Consider the following 273-nt stretch of genomic DNA (forward strand, 5'->3'; position numbering starts at 1 on the left):
GACTAAACAAGTAACTACGGTTCGCATCGATGCAGATGTCATGCAGTGGCTAAAAGCCCAAGGCAAAGGCTATCAAACACGAATGAATAAAATTTTACGGGATGCCATGCTTAAAGAATTAAAAAATCATCAATAAAAATGGGAGCTTAGGCTCCCATTTTTGTGTTATTCCTAAGTAGAAATGTCCTACCTAATAACCAAATAGAAATGTCCTATACAGACACTTCCAAGTCAAGCACAGGATTCAGATTTCGTTCTTTGATTACTGTTTTC

The 273-nt window shown here is 37.0% G+C and carries 1 protein-coding gene; it reads left to right on the forward strand.

Going from position 1 to position 273, the window contains the following annotated elements; translation table 11 throughout:
- A partial coding sequence (locus L6C30_RS14820) for a BrnA antitoxin family protein (RefSeq protein WP_236163353.1) occupies nt 1–136 on the forward strand: 136 nt, incomplete at its 5' end.
- Nucleotides 137–273 lie beyond the last annotated feature (137 nt).

It is taken from the genome of Acinetobacter sp. KAM396, from assembly GCF_021602765.1.
Lineage (GTDB): Bacteria > Pseudomonadota > Gammaproteobacteria > Pseudomonadales > Moraxellaceae > Acinetobacter > Acinetobacter towneri_A.